The 16,301-nt window shown below is 65.4% G+C and carries 14 protein-coding genes; 6 read left to right on the top strand and 8 right to left on the bottom strand.

The window, feature by feature from the left end; translation table 11 throughout:
• Window positions 1–4 precede the first annotated feature (4 nt).
• Entirely contained in the window at window positions 5–808 is an 804-nt protein-coding gene (locus ACNQVK_RS23100) for an SDR family NAD(P)-dependent oxidoreductase (RefSeq protein WP_418031384.1), read from the top strand.
• 22 nt (window positions 809–830) lie between these two features.
• On the opposite strand, the gene ACNQVK_RS23095 is transcribed toward ACNQVK_RS23100, so the two are convergent.
• Window positions 831–1,643 carry an SDR family NAD(P)-dependent oxidoreductase gene (locus ACNQVK_RS23095; protein WP_418031383.1) on the bottom strand — a complete coding sequence of 271 codons (813 nt, stop codon included), beginning with the start codon at window positions 1,641–1,643 and terminating at the stop codon, window positions 831–833.
• 92 nt (window positions 1,644–1,735) lie between these two features.
• Between ACNQVK_RS23095 and ACNQVK_RS23090 the strand changes: the two genes are divergently transcribed.
• Window positions 1,736–2,896 carry a cytochrome P450 gene (locus ACNQVK_RS23090; protein WP_418031382.1) on the top strand — a complete coding sequence of 387 codons (1,161 nt, stop codon included), beginning with the start codon at window positions 1,736–1,738 and terminating at the stop codon, window positions 2,894–2,896.
• Window positions 2,897–2,902: 6 nt separating this feature from the next.
• Here the strand turns inward: ACNQVK_RS23090 and ACNQVK_RS23085 are convergent, their stop codons facing one another.
• The 4 genes from ACNQVK_RS23085 to ACNQVK_RS23070 are packed head-to-tail and all read right to left on the bottom strand — an operon-like array spanning window position 2,903 to window position 7,900.
• Entirely contained in the window at window positions 2,903–4,294 is a 1,392-nt protein-coding gene (locus ACNQVK_RS23085) for a lipocalin-like domain-containing protein (RefSeq protein ID WP_418031381.1), read from the bottom strand.
• Window positions 4,291–5,403, bottom strand: a complete 1,113-nt coding sequence (locus ACNQVK_RS23080; protein WP_418031380.1) for a Zn-dependent alcohol dehydrogenase — start codon at window positions 5,401–5,403, stop codon at window positions 4,291–4,293. Before ACNQVK_RS23080 ends, ACNQVK_RS23085 begins: the two co-directional genes overlap by 4 nt.
• Window positions 5,404–5,456: 53 nt before the next feature.
• Window positions 5,457–6,317, bottom strand: coding sequence for a mycofactocin-coupled SDR family oxidoreductase (locus ACNQVK_RS23075; RefSeq protein WP_418031379.1), 861 nt, complete (start codon window positions 6,315–6,317; stop codon window positions 5,457–5,459).
• Between the two features lie 47 nt (window positions 6,318–6,364).
• Window positions 6,365–7,900, bottom strand: coding sequence for an aldehyde dehydrogenase family protein (locus ACNQVK_RS23070; RefSeq protein WP_418031378.1), 1,536 nt, complete (start codon window positions 7,898–7,900; stop codon window positions 6,365–6,367).
• 225 nt (window positions 7,901–8,125) lie between these two features.
• Here ACNQVK_RS23070 and ACNQVK_RS23065 point away from each other — a divergent pair, with 225 nt between their 5' ends.
• On the top strand, window positions 8,126–9,325 hold the full coding sequence (locus tag ACNQVK_RS23065) for a cytochrome P450 (RefSeq protein ID WP_418031377.1): 1,200 nt from the start codon (window positions 8,126–8,128) through the stop codon (window positions 9,323–9,325).
• A gap of 17 nt (window positions 9,326–9,342) precedes the next feature.
• Here the strand turns inward: ACNQVK_RS23065 and ACNQVK_RS23060 are convergent, their stop codons facing one another.
• Complete coding sequence (locus ACNQVK_RS23060) at window positions 9,343–10,092, bottom strand: TetR family transcriptional regulator (RefSeq protein WP_418031376.1); 750 nt, start codon at window positions 10,090–10,092, stop codon at window positions 9,343–9,345.
• Between the two features lie 279 nt (window positions 10,093–10,371).
• Here ACNQVK_RS23060 and ACNQVK_RS23055 point away from each other — a divergent pair, with 279 nt between their 5' ends.
• From ACNQVK_RS23055 to ACNQVK_RS23045, 3 genes are read left to right on the top strand one after another with little or no spacing between them, the layout of a single operon-like run.
• Window positions 10,372–12,018, top strand: coding sequence for an AMP-binding protein (locus ACNQVK_RS23055; protein WP_418031375.1), 1,647 nt, complete (start codon window positions 10,372–10,374; stop codon window positions 12,016–12,018).
• A gap of 31 nt (window positions 12,019–12,049) precedes the next feature.
• Window positions 12,050–12,871, top strand: coding sequence for an enoyl-CoA hydratase-related protein (locus tag ACNQVK_RS23050; protein WP_418031374.1), 822 nt, complete (start codon window positions 12,050–12,052; stop codon window positions 12,869–12,871).
• The gene (locus tag ACNQVK_RS23045; protein ID WP_418031373.1) at window positions 12,856–14,340 is read left to right on the top strand and encodes an acetyl-CoA synthetase; all 1,485 of its coding nucleotides are present in this window, start codon (window positions 12,856–12,858) and stop codon (window positions 14,338–14,340) included. The genes ACNQVK_RS23050 and ACNQVK_RS23045 overlap by 16 nt, the downstream gene beginning before the upstream one ends.
• Before the next feature lie 12 nt (window positions 14,341–14,352).
• Here ACNQVK_RS23045 and ACNQVK_RS23040 read toward each other — a convergent pair whose 3' ends face one another.
• Entirely contained in the window at window positions 14,353–15,171 is an 819-nt protein-coding gene (locus ACNQVK_RS23040; RefSeq protein ID WP_418031372.1) for a hypothetical protein, read from the bottom strand.
• Window positions 15,168–16,226: a phosphotransferase family protein gene (locus tag ACNQVK_RS23035; protein ID WP_418031371.1), complete on the bottom strand. Its 1,059-nt coding sequence runs from the start codon at window positions 16,224–16,226 to the stop codon at window positions 15,168–15,170. The genes ACNQVK_RS23040 and ACNQVK_RS23035 overlap by 4 nt, the downstream gene beginning before the upstream one ends.
• Window positions 16,227–16,301 lie beyond the last annotated feature (75 nt).

Below are 16,301 nucleotides of genomic sequence, written 5' to 3'. Positions count from 1 at the left end.
GAACATGGATCTGGGTCTGGCTGGTTCGGCTGCCGTTGTCACCGGCGGCAGCAAAGGCATGGGATTGGCCATCGCCGAGGCCTTGGCGGCCGAAGGGGCCCGGGTGGCGGTGATGGCGCGTGGTCGCGAAGCTCTCGACGCGGCCGCGGAATCCTGTCTGGCGGCCGGTGCGCCGGACGCCGTCGGTATCAGCGTCGATATGACCGACGCTGATTCGATCGCGGCCGGCTTCGCGACTGTGCGCAAACGGTGGGGTGTGCTGAACAGCTTGGTGCACACCATCGGGCCCGGGGACGGCTATTTCGAGGAGATGGACGACGCCGAGTGGGACGCCGCGTTCGCGCTCGGCACCATGTCCGGGGTGCGTTCGATCCGGGCCGCGCTGCCGATGCTGCGAACCGCAGACTGGGCCCGCATCGTCACGCTGTCCGCTCATTCCATCCAACGGCAGAACCCACGGATCGTCGCCTACACCGCCTCGAAGGCCGCTCTGAGCAGCGTCACCAAGAACCTCTCGAAAAGCCTTGCCAAGGATGGAATTCTGGTGAACTGCGTATGCCCGGGGACGATCGTCACCGCCAGCTTCACCGAGAACCTCAAAGACATCCTGGCCGCCGACGGCCTGGACGCGACCGACCCGGTCGATGTGATGACGTGGATCGACGACAACTTTCACCAGCCGTGCGACCTCGGCCGCGCCGGGCTGCCGGAGGAGATCGCGTCGATCACCACCTACCTGGCATCGCAACGCAACGGCTACGTCACCGGGGCCACCATCAATGTGGATGGCGGTTCGGACTTCATCTGAGGCCGGGAGGCGGAGGCCGCCGTCAGATCTTGGTCGCGCCGAGAATGTACTCGCCGGTGTCGGGATGGTGGTACCAGCCGCTGGAGGCTTGGGTGCCGCCGTCCACGTGGATCGTCTGACCCGTGATGTAACTCGACATGTCAGAGGCGAGAAACACTGCGGCGGCGGCCATCTCCTCGACATGTCCGGGCCGCCCCATCGGAATCATCAACCTGGCCCGCTCTTCGGTGCCGGGCGGTGAGATCGATCTGATGCCTTCGGTCATGGTCAGGTCGGGGGCCAGGGCGTTGACGCGGATGCCATGCAGTGCGAGTTCCAGTGCCGCGGTCTTGGTGTAGTTGATGACGCCGGCCTTGGCGGCGGCGTAGGCGGCATAACCCGGTGCGGCGCGGACGCCCTCGATGGACGTGACGTTGATGATGCTGCCCGGCAGTTCCAGCTCGACGAGTTCGGCCGCCACCCGTTGAGTGCACAGGTAGACATGGCGCAGGTTGGATCTGTACAGCGTGTCCCAGCCGTTTTCGGTGGTGTCGAGGATGCCCGACCGGAAGACGCCCCCGGCGTTGTTGACGAGGATGGTGACCGGGCCCAGTTCGGCAACGGTCTGCGCCAGCGCAGCATCGACGGCGGAGCTGTCCCGGACATCGGTGGGGATGCCGAGCGCGCCGATATCGTCGGCGGCCGCCGCACAGGATTCGGGAGCCCGTTCCCAGATCGCCACCTTGGCCCCGAAGGCTTTCAGTCCCGCCGCGATGCCGCGACCGATACCTGCGCCGCCTCCGGTGACGACCGCGACGCGGTCCGTCAGAAGAATGCTCGAAGCATCGAGAGTCATGCCGTCTCCTGGGTCTCGTCAAAGCAGTACACAATGCTTACCGTAAGGTATACCGTTGAGCCTGACAGTGGCGTCCAGGAAGGGGCTGCACGTTGGTTCCGAATGTCCATGACCCGGAGTTCTGGCAGTACGGACCCGACCGCGAACTCGCGGAGCTGCGCCGGGGTTGCCCCGTCGCGCGGCACCCGGAGGCCGGCTTCTGGACAGTCGCCGGACATGAACAGATCGTCGCGATCAGCAAGAATCCTGCGACCTACAGTTCGTCCAAGGGCGTCCTGATCGGCGATCTCAAGCGCACCGTGACCGGTACGGAGTCCATTCTCTACGTCGATCCGCCACGGCACGTCGCGATGCGGCGCATCGTCAACAAGGGCTTCACCGTCCGCAGAGTTGCCGAACTCGCACCGATCGTCGAGCGCATCACGTCCGAGGTGCTCGATGCGATCGATCCGATGGTGCCGATCGATGCCGTGGACGCGATCAGCGCACCGGTGCCGATCCTGGTGATCGCTCACCTGCTGGGGGTCCCGGCCGAGGACCTCCCCACATTCCGCACGTGGTCGGATGCGATCGCGATTGCCGCGACGGACCCGACCGATCCGCGGGCGATGGCGGCGGTCGACTTCTTCGTCTACTTCAACACCAAGCTCGATGAGCGTGCGACAGAGGTGGATCCGCCGGAGGACCTGCTCACGGCGATCACCGTGGACGCCGAACTCGACAGGGCCGAGCAACTCGGGTTCTGCATGAGCCTGCTGGTCGCGGGCAACGAGACGACCCGACACCTCATCAGTGGGGGACTGGTCGCCCTGGCCCACCATCCCGAGCAGCGGGCCACACTCGCCGCGGACGACTCCCGGATCCCGACCGCGGTCGAGGAGATGTTGCGTTGGGTCACACCGATTGTGGCGATGGCGCGGACCACGACATGCCCGGTGACATTGGGTGGCGTCGATGTCGGCAGCGACGAGTATCTGGTGATGCTGTACGCCGCCGCGAACCGGGATGAAGGTGTGTTCGGTGCGGATGCAGCAGAATTCGACGTGACCCGGTCACCCAACCCGCATCTGGCATTCGGAATAGGCGAGCACTTCTGCCTCGGCGCCCAGCTGGCCCGGCTGGAGGCCAAGATCGTGTTCACCGAGGTGTTGCGGCGCTGGCCGGACTACCAGGTGCTCGATGGCGTGCAGATGGGTGCGTCGACACTCCTACGGGAAACGACCAAACTGCCCATGCTGCTGCAGGCCGATTGACATCGGCTATCGCACGTCGTTTTCCACGGCCTCGGCGAGCGCGTCGAGGACCTCGATCGGGTCGCCGGACACGTCATCCGGCAGCGCGGTGAGCAGGGGGCGCAACCGGCTGTCCAGGCACTCCAACGTGGCCGGCTTGTCGCGCTGCGCGAGACGTGAACGCACCTCGCCGATGGCACCCGTCAAATCGGCGGATTCGATACCGGCAGAAGAGATCTGGGACGCCAGGACATCGACGAGTTCCCAGTCCCGATACATCGCATCGGAGGACTCGAAGAGCGCGAACCCGGTGACGGGCGTGCCCGCCATCGTCCCTTGGTAGCGGTACGGGCCTTCGAGGTACTCGACCGGCAACGCGTGCGCGGGAGCCTGCACCAGTGGCTCACCCGTCAACTCCAGATCGAGCTTCGCCGATCTGATGGTGTGCCGCCCGGGCATATACCGGTGCGGCGACGGTGGTCGCACGAGGCTGCGAATCCTGTTGGGCCAGCGCACAAAACTGGTTGTGGTCACGTCGAGGTCCTCGACACACTCCGGTGCCGTGCCGTCGTCGTAGGTGGCCGTGATTCCGGTGAACGGCACCAGCGCGTTGCCGAGACGCCGGTCGAACTGTCGCCACACACTGAGGTCGACACCGTTGTCCAGGCTGATGGTGTGCCATTGGTGGCCCTGGCCGCGGATGTCGCCTGCGGTGGCACCGCCGCCGGCGTAGCTCGGGAACCACTGCCGGTCGATGTGGCCGGACGGGCCCGCGACCTCCTCGGTGAATGCGCCCCAGCGCAGTGTCCCGGTCATTCGCACACCGGTCTGGAAGTACGAGTAGGTGTCGTCCTGCAGGCTCGCGACGATCTTGCCGTTGTAGACCGACGCTCCGACCGGCACCGGCGGTCGGGTGGGCGTCAGGTGCAGCCGCAATTCCATTGCGGCGTCGTCGATGTCACGGCCGAATGCGGCGAAGTCATAGGTGTACGGGATGGGTGCTCCGCTGCCGTCACGGCACGCCGCCCAGGTGGATGTGCCTGCGCTGCTGTCGAAGCGCAGATCCAGGTATCCCTCGGCGCTGTCGAGTTTGTGCACGGTGCCGGGCTCCATGTTGCGCGGCGGCATGTCGTAGTCGGTGAAGGTGCCGTAACTGCCGTGATCGAGATCGAACAGCGCAAAGGTGTGGAAGTCGGCGACCACTTCACCGCCGGGGCGGTTCCTGTTGTAGATGGTGATGAAGGCGAACCGCCGACCGGATTCCTGGCCCGTGAGATAGCCTGCGAGGTACCAGGTGTCGGACTGGTACTCAGGATGGGTGCCCTCGGCGGCGGGGAAATCGAGCTGGGGATCGCCGGGCACCAGGTGAAACGGGTACCGCCGCCAATCGGACTGTGTCGATGCATCGGTCGTGCTCATGGTGGCCCGCCCTCCTCCTGCTCATTGACTATGACGGATCTGATGCCGGTACCACTGCGCAGATCGTCGAACGCGCCGTTCACCTCGTCGAGCGTGACCCGGCCGGTGATCAAGCGTTCCAGCGGAAGCCGCCCAGTTCGCCACAGGTTCAACAACATCGGGAAATCTCGCCCGGGTACCACTGACCCGTACTGGCACCCGACCAGGGTCTTGGCATGCATGTAGAGGTCATAGGCCGAAAGGGAGACGCGTTCGTCCAGCGGTGCGGCGCCGACGATGCACGTGGTGCCGCCGCGCCGGGTCGCCTCGATCGCCGACTCGATGGTGGCTCGGCGCCCGACCGCTTCGAATACGTAGTCCGCGCCGCGCCGTCCGGTGATCGACCGGACCTGCTTGACGACATCACCATCGGCCGGGTTCACGGCGTGGGTGGCGCCCAGCGAGATCGCGGTCTCGCGGCGTGACGCCACCGGGTCGATCGCGATGATCTCCGCGGCGCCACGGACTTTCGCGGCCATCAGCGACGCGAGGCCGACGCCGCCGAGCCCGATGACCGCGACGGCGCTGCCGTGCTCGACCGGCGCGGTGTTGAGTGCAGCCCCCGCGCCGGTGGCGACACCACAGCCGATCAGTGACGCGATGTCCAACGGGATGTCCGTGTCGATCGGGACCACAGCGCGCGCCAGGCAGTTGGTGGCGGTCGCGAAGCTGGATACCCCCATCGAGGTGAACAGGGCGCTGCCTCCGGCGTCGGTGGCATACGGCATCGAATAAGTGTCGCGGATCGCGTTGCGGCACAGATGGACTTCTCCGCGCAGGCAGAACCAACAATGACCGCAGGCGGCCACCCAGGCGATCACCACGTGATCGCCGGGCTTCACATGGTGCACCTCGGAGCCCACCGACTCGATGACGCCGGCGCCCTCATGCCCCAGGACGCACGGTGTGCCGGCCGGCAGTGCTCCGGTGGCCTGCGACAGGTCGGAATGGCACACACCGCTGGCAACTATGCGCACTCGGACCTGGTCGGGGGCAAGGGGTGCGAGCGTGATCTCGTCGACTTCGAGCGGTTTGCCGATGGTGCGGAGAATCGCGCCGCGTTCGCTCATCGCTGGTTCCTCTGGCTCGTCCGGATGCCCGGCTTCACGTCACTGGCCGCTGACTATCCTGACCACGGTATGGCCTTGACCGCGCCACCCGCATCGATACGCAATTGCTGGCCGGTCACGTAACGGGCAGCGTCGGAGGCGAGGTAGAGCACCGCTTCGCTGACGTCCTCGGGTTCGACATAGGGGACTGGCATGGCGTTCATCAAGGGGAACGTCAACTCGGCGTCCTCGCGCGTCGGGTTTTCCAGATCCGGCCGGAACGCCCGGTACATCGGCGAGCTGTGGAGCATGTCCGTGTTGACGTTGGTCGGGTGGACAGCATTGACCCTGATGAACTCAGGGGCCAGTTGCAGGGCGAGATTGTTGACGTAGTGCGACACCACCTGTTTGGCGAAACCGTAGCCGGCGCCGCCCGGGCCCGCGTCCATACCGCTGGTGTTCCCTGACGACAGTGACGCGGCCAGTGAACCGGTCGCGATGATCGAGGCGCCGGCCTTGAGATGCTTCAGGCTGGAGTGCACCAGATTGAGCACGCCGACCAGGTCGACGTCCACCGCGTCGACGAAGGCCTGTTGCGGACCGCCTTTGGTGAGCGGCGCGATACCGGCATTGGCCAACACGATGTCGAGTTTCCCGAACTCGGCCACCCCGGCGTCCACAGCGGCCGACAGGGCGGTGCGATCGCGGACGTCCGCGATGACGGTGTAGGCCTTGCGGCCTTCCTTCTCGATCAATCGGGCGGTCTCGTCGAGGTCTTCAGGCCGGGCCAACGGGTAGTCGTTCGTCGCGATGTCCTGGCACAGATCGATCGCGATGATGTCGGCGCCCTCGGCGGCCAGCAATCTGGCATGAGACCGCCCCTGCCCGCGCGCCGCTCCACTGATGACGGCCACCTTGCCCTCAACTCTGCCCACTGCCTGACTCCCTTGTCGCGTTGTCGCCGGTGAATTCGGCTGCCGGCTCACAGATAGCCGATGGTCTTGGTCTCCAGATACTGCTCGAATCCCTCGATGCCGTTCTGCCGTCCGACACCACTGGCCCGGTATCCGCCGTAGGGTGCGTCGGCACCGTAGAACAGTCCGCCGTTGACGCTGAACGAGCCGGCGCGGACCCGGTTCGCGAAGCCCATCGCGCGCTCGGGAGAACCGGAGAACACCGACCCGGACAGGCCGTATTCGCTGTCATTGGCCATCGCGAGTGCCTCGGTATCATCGGAGTACGGCATCACCACCATCACCGGACCGAACACCTCCTCGCGTGCGATCTCGAATGAGTTATCCACGCCTGCAACAAGTGTCGGCTTCAGGTAGTAACCACCGGCGAGCTCGGGGTGCAGCCCCGCGGGCTTGTCGCCGCCGGTCAGGACCTCGGCGCCGGAGGCTTCGGCGCGTTCCACGAAGCCGAGGATCCGGTCCTGTTGCCTGGCGCTGATCACAGGTCCCAGCACGGTGTCCTGACGGGCCGGGTCACCGGGCGGCAGCATCGAGAACAGCTCGACGACCTTGTTGACGATGGTGTCGTACATCGTGGCCGGAACCAGCAGCCGGGTGTTGACCGCGCAGCCCTGACCCGCGTGGAAACACACCTGGGCGGTGTTCGGCAGCGCCGCATCCACGTCGGCGTCGTCGAGGATCACCATCGCCGACTTGCCGCCGAGTTCGAGGAACACCCGCTTGAGCGTGTCGGCTCCCTTGCGGGCGATCAGCCTTCCGACATGCGTCGACCCGGTGAATGACACCAGGTCCACCCGAGGGTCGGTGACGAGCAACTCGGCCACCGCGTTGTCCGGCGTGGCCACCACATTCACCACCCCGGCCGGGATATCGGTGTGCTCGGCGATCAGCCGGCCTATCCGGGTGGACGTCCACGGTGTATTCGGGTCCGGTTTGAGCACAACGGTATTGCCGGTCGCCAAGGCCTGCCCGAGCTTGTTGGCCACGATCTCGAACGGATAGTTCCACGGGGCTATCGCGGCGACGACACCGACGGGCTCCTTGACCACGCGGCGCTGACCGTCACCGGCCTTGCCCACACCGAGCTCGCGTTCCCAGGTGAAGGAGTCGATCAATTCGGTCGGGTAGGGCAGCGCGTCGTCGAGGGGCCAATCGACCTGCGCCATGACGGTGGTCATCCAGGGAGCGCCGGCCTCGGCGATGACCTCCTCGCGCAGTTCTTCGCGCTCGGCCTCCAGTGCCGCCTGCAGCTGGAGCAGGCAGCGTTTGCGCAGTTCCCGGTTGACGCTCCAGTCGGTCTCGTCGAACGCGCGGCGGGCCGCGCCGATCGCGGCATCCATGTCCTCGGCGCCGGCGGCGGTGGCGCTGCCGATCACCTTGCCGGTCGCCGGGCTGATGTTGTCGAACCGCCTGCCGGATCGCGCTTCGCGCAGTTCGCCGTCGATCAGCAGGCGGCTTTCGGCCCGGGCTGCGACGCGCGCGTTGAGCGCGGCGGATCCGCTGGGTTCCAGCTGCACCGAAGCTGTGGAGGATGTTGTTGTCATACACGCTCCCAGTTGACAATTCGGCTGGTGGAGTTCGCCTGGTCGGCTACCGGCGACGCGGGTTACGGTCCGTGCGCAGTTGATCCTGCGGCGATCGTGAAACGTATTTTGTGAAGATTACGGTATGTCCTACGGTAACGTTGTGTCAACGGTGCTCCGACGGTCGTCGGAGGTTCGCGCCCGAGTTCGGGATCGGTCCCGTCGCGCGAGGTACAGGAGGAAGCAGTGACCCAATCGAAAGTGGTGTTCGACCCGTTTTCCGACGACTTCTTCAACGCGCCATTCGACACCTACCGCCGTCTGCGCGACGAGGCCCCGGTCTACTACAACGAGAAATACGACTTCTATGCGTTGACCCGCCATGCCGATGTGTCGGTCGCCTTGAAGGACTTCGAAACCTACTCGTCGTCCCGCGGTGTCGACTTGCAGATGGTGCAGTCCGATGACCCCGTGCCGCCGCTGATCATCATGATGGATCCACCCGACCACCGCCGGATGCGAAGCCTGGTCAACAAGGTGTTCACACCGCGCGCCATCGAGCAGCAGCGCCAGACGGTGTCCGATCAGATCGACAGGTTCCTGAACGCCGCGAACCCGACGGAATTCGATGTTGTGCAGGACTTCTCGGCGTTGTTCCCGGTCGAGGTCATCACCCACATGCTCGGGGTCCCGATCGAGTTGCGCCAGAAGGTCCGTCTGCTGCTCGACAAACAACTGGAACGCGAATACGGCAAGGTCGAGATGCCCGAGGAAGGTATCGCGGCCGGTATCGAGACCGGCCTCATGTACTACGAGATCATTCAGCAGCGTCGGGCCGACCCCCGGGACGACATGATCAGCGATCTGATCGCCGTCGAACTCGATCGTGACGGCGAGATGTCCAAACTCGACGACGTCGAGATCGCCGGCTTCGCCTCGATGCTCGGGGGAGCGGGTGCCGAGACCGTGACCAAGCTGGTCGGCAACGCCGTGGTGACCTTCGCCGAGCACCCCGAGCAGTGGGAGACGTTGCGCGCGGACCGCAGCAAGATCCCGGCCGCGGTAGAGGAGTTGCTGCGCTGGGAAGCTCCGGCCCAGTACCTGGTGCGCTACAGCATGCGGGACATCGAGCTGCACGGCAGCACCATCCCGGCCGGCAATCCCGTTCTGCTGTGCGTCGGTTCGGCCAACCGCGACGAGCGTGCCTTCACCGACGCGGACACCTTCGACATCGATCGGGATCGCAGCGAGGCGCAGAACGTCGGGCTCGGCTACGGCGTGCACAGCTGTCTCGGCGCCGCACTCGCCCGCATGGAGAGCGTGATCGCGATCGACAAGCTGCTGGACTTCATGCCGCGATTCGAGGTCGATCGCGGCGGACTCAAGCGGGTGGCGATGACCAATGTGGTGGGCTGGCATAACGTTCCGGTGCGGGTCGTGCCGTGACGTTCGAAGTCCGAGAGTCAGCGTCTGGCGGTCCTCTTCGGTTTCGTGGACTTCGTGCCCCTGGGGTTCGCCAGGAGTGCTTCGGCGCGGTTGATGATCGCTTCCAGCGTGAAATCGAATTCGAGGGCGTCGATCTTGTGCCCCTTGTACTCGAGCTCGTTCAGTAACGGATGCTCGGCCGTCACCCCGGTGGCACGGGGGCCACCGTTCTGTGCCTGAGCGGTGTTGAGATGCTCGATCATCGACGTACCCCGGCTGTGCGCGGACAACGCCATGTAGACCGTCAGCGCTTCGTCCGGGTTGAACCCGGCGTCGACCATGGTGCGGATGACCGTCTCCAGGTTGTCGACCGAGACTTGAGTCGCCTGCGCGCTGAGTTCGCCCGTGCGCATCAGGATGAGTTCGCACAGCACAGGGTTCTCGCGGAAAACCACGTGCATCTTGCGGAAGTGGTTGCGCAGTCCTTCTTGCCAGGTGCCACCGTCCACGAACGGGTTACTGAAGTGGTACTGCTGGATGGCCCTGGCCGTCATGGCATCGAGCAACTGCTCCTTCTTGCGGAAGTGCCAGTAGATGCTGGTGATCGGAACGTCCAGGTGTTTGGCCAACTCCGGCATGCTCAGGCCGGCGATCGAAACCTCTTCGGCCAATTCGAATGCGCCGGAGATGATCTCCTCGATATCAAGCGATCCCCGGGGACGCCGTTTGGGCCTGGCGCTGCGCGCCCTGGCCGTACTCGGCTTCATGGCCGCGTTGGAATCTGCCATCGACCCTCCTGGGTTCCGGTCGCGTACACAGGCACGAGACGTGCTGCGACATAAGGTAACTGTACGCTTTGCTCACCGCGTACGGTTATCGTTACCGTAAACCTACCGGCGATGTGTCCATCAGGGCTGCGCCTGCATCTCGCAACAGGTACGGTAATTACAACGATAAGGATTACCGCAATTGTCGTGGAGGGAAGTTGAGAGTTTCACCGTGTGCGCCACGGCCGTCGATCAGAATCGTCGAGTGGGTGTGACAATGCAGATTCGGACCGTACCCGCGTGACGGCATTAGCCGGCGGGCGTGCCGAGACGGTTGCGGCGCTGGTCCGGGCCCGTGCCGACGACGACAACGTCGGTCTGGTCCATGGCGAGCGGTCCTGGACATGGCGTGAGGTGGTCGCCGAGTCCGCGGTGCGGGCGGCCTGGATGCGCGCAACGCTGGATCCCGATCGTCCGCCGCACGTGGGCGTCCTACTACCGACAGTGCCCGAGTACGTGTTCCAGATTTTCGGTGCGGCATTGGCCGGGGCCTGCGTCGTCGGGGTGAACTCGACCCGCCGCGGCGCGGAACTGGCCCGCGACATCGACCACACGGCATGCCAGCTCGTACTTGCCGATCACGCCTTCGCCGATCTCGTCGATAATCCGGTGCGGGTCGAAGACGCGCCATGGGCCGGCTACGCGGATGCCGGCCTGCCGGAGCGAGATCCAGCGCCATCCTCACTGCTGTTCCTGTTGTTCACCTCCGGTTCGACATCGGCACCCAAGGCCACGAAATGCAGTCAGGCCCGACTGGCGCGGACGGCGGCCGGAATGGGATTCCGGCCCGACGCGGTCCTGTACTGCCCGCTGACGCTCGCGCACGGGAACGCGTTGAACGCCACGCTGTTTCCCGCGCTGGCGAGCGGGTGCCGGCTGGTGCTGCGCGATCGTTTCTCGGCCGGTGCATGGCTCGACGATGTCCGGTCCCACGGCGTGACCTTCACCAGCACGGTCGGTCGGGCGCTCGGTTACATCCTGGCCACCCCGGCGACCCCGAACGACCGGGACCACCGGTTGCGGGCGGTACTTGCGCCGGAGGCTTCTCCGCGGGATACCGCGGAGTTCAAAGAGCGCTTCGGGGTCACTGTGCTCAGCGGCTACGGCTCCAGCGAGGGCGGCATCGCGCTCATGCCGTCGGGCAAGCCCGGATCGCTCGGAACCGCTCCGCCCGGCGCCGACATCGCAGTCGTCACCGAGGCCCGCGTGGAATGCGAGACGGCCCGCTTCGATCCCGACGGCAAGATGTCCAATGCCGCTGCGGCGATCGGTGAGTTGGTGCGCCGCGATACCGCCGGAGGATTCGAGGGCTATTGGAACAACCCGGAAGCCCAGTCGGATCGGCTGCGCGGCGGCTGGTTCTGGTCTGGCGACCTGGCTTATCGCGACGCCGACGGTGTGTTCTGGTTCGCCGGACGGGTGGGCGACTGGCTCCGGATCGATTCGGAGAACTTCGCGGCCAGCCCGGTGGAGCGGATCATCGGACGATTCACCGAAGCGGCCGCGGTTGCCGTCGTCGGCGTGCCCGATCCGCTTGCCGGGGACCAGATTCTGGTGGCGATCGAGCTGAGGGCGGGCCGGTCGTTCGATCCGAAGTCGTTTGCCTCCTTTCTGGATGCCCAGCCCGATCTCGGGACCAAATGGGCGCCCCGCTTCGTCCGCATCACACCCGAGCTTCCGGTGATCGGTCAGAGCAAGATCGACAAGAAGCCGCTGCGGTCCGAGGCCTGGCTGTGCCGGGACCCGGTCTGGTGGAGGCCGCCCAGGGGCACCGCCTACACGCTCATGACGGATAACGACCGCGAGACGTTGCGCGAGGAGTTCCTCGCCCACGGGAGGATGGACGCGTATCCGGACTCCGCGCCCTTCGTATCTGAAAGGCATTGACAGCAAAGGAAATCAGCAGAAGGGAGGACCCGTGCCGGTTCACTATGAACTCGGGGCGCGCCCCGACCTGGAGCACGTCGTGCTCATCACTCTCGATCGACCGGAGGCCAAGAATGCCTGCGACCTCGAGCACTTTCACCAGTTGGCCCAGGCGTGGAAGCGTTTTGAGTCCGATGGGGAGGCCTGGGTGGCGATCTTCACCGGGGTCGGCCGCTCCTTCATGTCGGGCGCCGACCTGAAGACGTACGTTCCGGAGATCACCGCCCTGGCAAAGGAACTCCAGGACGGCACGGCAACGTCGGTGAACGGGTATGCGTTGTCCGACGGCACCGATGCGGTGCTGCGTGGTACCAAGATCTACAAGCCGATCATCGCTGCGATCAATGGTCCGTGCGTGGCCGGCGGCATGGAGATGCTCGGCGGCGTCGACATCCGGATCGCGGCCGAACACGCCACTTTCGGGGTCCTGGAACCCGCGCGGGGTCTGTTCGCGGGCGGCGGCACGACGGTACGGCTGCCGAGGCAGATCCCCTTCGCCCAGGCCATGGAGTTCCTGTTGTGTGCCGATCAGATCGACGCGCAGCGGGCACTTCAGATGGGCTTGCTCAACGCGGTGGTTTCCGAGGAGACATTGCTGGACAGGGCATTTGAATATGCCGCTCGCATCACGAAGAATGCGCCGCTGGCGATACAGGCGACCAAGCGCAGCGTGCTGGAGGGACTGAAGCTCGACATGCGCGAGGCCTACCGCAACGAGGCCCGGATATCTCGGGAGGTCTTCGCCACCGAAGACGCCAAAGAGGGCCCGCGGGCCTTCGCCGAGAAACGTCCGCCGCGGTGGTCCGGGTCGTGATGGCGGCACATCGCGACGACCGCAGGCTGTGCGTCATCGGCGCAGCCCAGCACACCGTCCGGGACGGACACGCGCCAGAACCGCTGCTGAGCTGGGAGGCGCGAGCGCGCGAGGCGGCGGTCGGGCTCGAATCCGTGCTGCCGCAGATCGATTCCCTCCAGATCGTGTACTGCCAGAGTTGGCCCTACGACGACCCCGTGGGTCGTCTGGCGACCGCGCTTGGCGCCTCGCCGCGGCATCGTCTCTATTCGGGTATCGGTGGCACGACACCGCAGGACCTGATCAATCGCACGGCGGATTCGATGCGGCGAGGCGAGCTGGACATCGCGCTGATCTGCAGTGCGGAGGCGCTCGCCACCGTGAGGAGGGCGAAGAAGGCCGGTGAGCGGCTGCCGTGGAGCCATCGCAGATCTTCACCATTCCCCTGGGAACCACCGCACCCATCCGAACTGGCCCACGAGGTGATGCAGGCATGGGAGACGTTTCCGCTCTGGGACACCGCACGCCGGGCCAAGAGTGGCGTTTCCCTGGCAGACGACGCCGCGGAGGCCGCGGCCATGATGGCTGCGATGAGCGTTGTCGCCGCCGGTAATCCACACGCGTGGCGGCCCACGGCACTCGATGCTGCAGCAGTCGGCACCGCCACCGCGGACAACCGCTATGTCGGTTGGCCGTACACCAAGCACGAGGTGGCGGTGATGGACGTCGATATGTCCGCCGCGGTGCTGCTGGCGACTCGCGAGAAGGCTGATGCCTTGGGAGTCGGTGAAGATCGGAGGCTCTACCTGAGTGGCTGGGCATACGCCGAAGATCCGGCGAGTATCGCCGAGCGCGACGACATGTCGAGGTCTGTCGCGATGTCGGTCGCAGGCAGGCATGCCTTGAACCACGCGGGCATCGGATTGGACGAGATCGACCTGTTCGATCTGTACTCGTGCTTCCCGTCTTCGCTCCGGTTGGCCTGTGACGCTCTGGGTCTCGCCCTCGACGACTCGCGTGGACTCACTGTCACCGGAGGGCTCCCATACGCCGGCGGACCGGCAAGCGGCTACCAGATGCACGCCATCGCCAGTGCCTACGATCGCCTGTGCCAAGGCCCCGGTCGCGCGCTGATCACGGGTGTCGGCATGCATCTGGCCAAGCATGTGGCAGGCATTTGGTCGTCGAGGCCGGAGCCTACGGGTGCATCCCCGGATCCGGTGAGTGTGCAGGCCGAGGTCGATGCGCGGCAACCGCGGCGCGAGCTGCTCACGACCTGGGCAGGTCCCGCGACGGTATGCGCCTACACCGTGGCCCATGGTCGGGACGGTGCTGCCGAGCGCGGATTGGTGGTGTTGGATACCGAGGCGGGGCGCGCACTGGCTCGTGTACACGAGCCCGGTCTACTTGCCGACGCCGAATCGCGTGAGCTCGTCGGGCAGGTGGTGACGGTGACCACCGACGGCAAGTGCAACGAAGCGCGCTGGTAGGGGACCGGCCCGCTACGCGGCATCAGCCGGGCGCATCCCGCGTGCGAGCGCGATGAGCGCGGCATTGAACGCCTGCGCGGCGACGATCTCGCTCTCGATCGTCGAGAGGATTCTGCCCAGCTGTGCCTCGAGAACATCCAGTACCGGATGTTCGATGTCGCCGGAATATTCGACGGTGTCCAGGAAGTCGTGGACGTGACAGGTCAGCAGATACAGGGGATCGGCAGATATCGACATCGGCTCGGCATCCAGTCGGTCGAACCGGCCCAGCAGTGCGTTGGTGTCCAGGTACTCCGGATCCGGAATCGCGACCCGATGTGTCATGAGCCAGTCAACCGTCGCAACGTTGGTTTCGCGGATCCGCTGCAGCAACTCGGCAGCGCTCGTCCGGAACGGTTCGAGGGCAGGCTGAGGCTGTCTTGCCCCCGGCGGATCCAGAAGCTCCATGGAGGTGAGGAGGTCGGGCAACTGGATGAGACGCCGGATGCGCCCACCCTTGATCACGTAATTGCCCAGAAGCCAGCGCAAATCGTCGAGGCGGACAAAGGTCTCCTCGGCGGCCTCCTGCTCGTGTGCGGCCAGTTCCGTCATTCCGTAAAGATGATCAGCCAGTGGGGTGAGCTCGTCCACTTCCCGACGGAGCATGGTTATGCAGTCTTCCGGTGTCAGCTGCTGCGTCGGCCGACCATTCGTGAGAGTCCTTGGTCCATAACATAGTTCGATGTTGATCTGCAGTGTTTCGGTTTTGGGGGCGGGAGGCGCAGCGGGACGGCGTCGGGTGCGCAAGACCGCCGCGACGGCTGCGGCGAAGCGCTTCCAGTTCCTGGTCATCCGCGGATCGTCTCCACTGCCCAGGAGGGCATGACAGGTGCGCGCAAGAAGCCGTGGTCGGTCAGGCCGAGGCTGCGCAACAACACATGGGTACGCAGGATGCAGCAGGCCATCCTGGCCATCGAGAACATCTCGAACCAGTCCAGGTGCTGCAGCTCTCTGCCGAGCATGTCCTGATAGCGGTCGACCACCTGCTCACGGCTGTCGAAGCCGGGCAACTCGGGGTCGGCTCGAACTCTCTGCACTTCCAGGGTTTGCCGGCGGGTGGCCAGCCACCAGCAGAGATCAGCCTCGGCTGGGCAGATGCAGGCCTGTTCCCAGTCGATCGCGGCGATGATCATGCCGGTGTCGTCGCTGATGGTGTTCGACAGACGGGCGTCACCCCAGCTGATCGCGGCCGGGAGATCTTCGGTCGGTTGGTGACGTTCCAGCCACGAGAAGGCTTGGACCATGAGTTCGGGGACGTCGTTGTCGGTGGCCCAGTGGAGATAGTCGTTCCACCAGGCGATTTCGGGTCCGACGCCGAAACCGGTGGGCCGCCGCAGCCATGGCGCCTCGTCGACGGGAACTCGTTGCACGGCGATCAACGTGTCCAGAAACGAATCATGGAGTCGCCGTTGCACATCGGAGCCGGCGTCGTGCAGCCACCCACGTGTCGCGTACGACGTGTCCGACGGTGTGTGCCCGACGATGCGCGGCATCACCATGAAGCGCGAACCGATCCAGCTCTCGTCCGGTTCGTAGTAGACGGGTGTCGGGGTCGTGACTCCGTGGCGTCGCATCAGCTCCTGTGTGCGGGTCTGCCCGGCGAAGTCGTAGTCCGCGAACATTCCGCCACCCGTCGGCGGGATCCGGATGACGTAATCGCGAGACTCCGCGCCGTTTTCGCCCGCGTGGACCGAGAAGGCCAAGGTTTCACTGGACCATCCGGCAGCGCGATTGGCCGCAGTCAACTCGGAGACGGTGGCACCCGAGCCGAATCGGCGTTCGACCCAGCCGCACAGCTGCTCCCGGGTTTCGGCGAGGTCTCGCGGTGCGAGGGTCAGGCCGGCCATTCCGATACTGTTACACAGGACCACTTTGATGTAAAGCATTCTTGATTTACGCGCCGGACGCTTCTTGTAATATCG

This window comes from Mycobacterium sp. 134 (assembly GCF_048282715.1).
Taxonomy (GTDB): domain Bacteria; phylum Actinomycetota; class Actinomycetes; order Mycobacteriales; family Mycobacteriaceae; genus Mycobacterium; species Mycobacterium septicum.
The sequence above is the reverse complement of the archived record's forward strand: the minus strand, read 5'-3'. Positions and strand labels throughout refer to the sequence as shown.